This is a genomic window from Streptomyces huiliensis (assembly GCF_020037025.1).
In the GTDB taxonomy this organism is placed as follows: domain Bacteria; phylum Actinomycetota; class Actinomycetes; order Streptomycetales; family Streptomycetaceae; genus Streptomyces; species Streptomyces huiliensis.
The window spans coordinates 1-1,997 of sequence record NZ_JAIQLH010000486.1 but is presented as its reverse complement, the minus strand read 5'-3'; the positions used below and the strand labels follow the sequence as shown (position 1 = coordinate 1,997).

1 protein-coding gene and 1 pseudogene are annotated in these 1,997 nt (G+C 79.0%); both read right to left on the bottom strand.

The window, feature by feature from the left end:
- Positions 1 to 410: pseudogene (locus JNW98_RS35355) on the bottom strand (hypothetical protein); the annotation flags it as partial.
- Positions 407 to 1,997 (bottom strand): DUF3492 domain-containing protein (locus tag JNW98_RS35350; protein WP_372459407.1); only part of this gene is annotated, 1,591 nt, incomplete at its 5' end. The gene JNW98_RS35350 and the pseudogene JNW98_RS35355, both read right to left, overlap by 4 nt.

Sequence of the window (1,997 nt, the reverse complement as noted above, 5' to 3'; positions counted from 1 at the left end):
GCGGCGGCGGTCCGGCGGCTCCGCCGGGGCCGGGCGGCGCACAGCCCGCCGGCCCCCGGGAGCACCGCCGTACCGGCCGCGCTCCCGGGACCACCGCCCGCCGAACCGCCGTCCGCCCGCGCGTACAGCTCCGCCGCGAGCGAGAAGACGTCCCGGTGTCCGCAGGCCGCCGCCGCGCGGTCGGTGACGCCCCGTTCCTCCAGTCGCGCGGCGAGTTCGAAGGGGTCGACGGCGTCGGCGCAGACCGCGTGGTGGCGGAGCAGGAAGACGCGGACGGGGTCGGGGACCGGCTCGGAGCGACCGGGAGGGGCGGGTATGCCGACGGCCTCCCGCGCCCCCGCCTGCGACGGGATCGAGGGCCCGCAGGAGAGGGGCGGGGCGGCGGCGGCCGGTGCCGCGGCGCGCGTCACCGGCGGCCCGCCCAGGACGGCGAGGCGGGCCGGGCGGACCAGGCGAGGCCGCGGACGCGCCCGGCGGCGGTGAGGGGCGCCGCGTCGCGCGGGGCGGCGAGGTCCTGCCGCGCCGGGGAGCTCGACAGCAGCTCCAGGTAGATGCCGCCGAAAGTGGCGATGTTCTGCTCCACGGTGAAGAGTTCCAGGGCGCGGGCCCGGGCGGCGGCGCCGAGCCGGTCCGCGTGGGCGGGGTCGTCGAGCAGCGTGAGGCATGCCTCGGCGAGGGCGTGCGGGTCGTGGGCGGGCACCACCAGGCCGGTGCCGCCGACGACTTCGCGGGCGGCCGCCGTGTCGGGGACGACGGTGGCCCGGCCGCAGAACATGGCCTCGGCCAGCGGCACGGGGAAGCCGTCGCCGGGGGCGCAGACGACGATGACGTCCGCGTCGGCGTAGTCGTCGGGGCCGCAGGCGGCGACCCGGGAGACGCCCTCGGGCAGCGGCCCGCCCTCCGGGACGCCGGTGACCCGCAGTCGCACGTCCGGGCGGGTCAGGGTGAGGACGGTGGTGGCCTCCCAGAGCCAGGGTTCGGGCGGGCCCCCGGCGAGGAGCAGCACCGGCCCTTCCCCGCGCCGCCCGGGCCGCGCCTCGCCGACGGCCTCGTACAGGCTCGCGTCCACCCCGGGCGGGACGGTCCGCAGCCGGCCGCGGTCGGCGCCGCAGTGCTCCTGCCAGCGGCGCACCTGCGCGTCACCGGGGGTGATCAGCGAGGCGTGGGCGTACGTCTCGCCGGCCAGCAGCCGGTGGAAGGCGGACAGCAGGGTGCGGACGGGCACGGAGAGGCCGGCCGGCTCGGTCAGGTAGTGCTCGCGGAGCCGGACGCCGTACTCGGTGACGAGCAGGGGCGTGCCGTAGAAGCGGCGGGCGAGCAGCCCGGGCAGGGCGGCCGGGCCGGCGGAGGCGGCGTGGCACAGGTCGACGCCGGCCAGGCCCAGGTCGCCGTCCGGGGTGCCGTACCAGTCGAGGGAGAGCGGGCGCAGGGCCCGCTCCAGGAGGCCGGCGACGACGAGGAGGTCGGCGACGCGGACGCCCTGCGCGCCGGGGTGCGCGTCGGGGGCGCGGCAGGCGGTTTCCAGGGCGCGCAGGGCAGGTTCGGAGCGGAGCGCGGCGACGAGGCCGCCCTCGTCGCGGGCGAGGCCGGCGAGTCCGTAGAGGCCCTCGGCGAAACGGTACGCCTGGTCGCCGGGTGCCGTGCCGGATGTCGTGAGGGCGGCGGCCAGGTCGCCGAAGTGGGCGGTGAACCGCTGGCGTTCGCGCCGGCCGTACGCGTCGTGGGCGCGCCCGGTGCCGCCGGGCGCGGGCCCGCCCCACAGCGGGGCAGCCCTGATCCGGCGCACGTTGCCGGGCAACGCGTACCAACCGCCGTCCTCCTGGCGGGCGCTGCGGCTCAGCGCGTACACCTCGAACTCGTGCCGGGGCAGTCCGCGTACGAGCCGGTCGCACCACTCCCCGCCCTCTCCAGCGGCGTACGGGTAACCACCCTCGGTCAGCAGTCCCACGCGCACGAGCGCACCCCCGATCCCTCCGTCGTCCGGCAGCCGGGAGCAC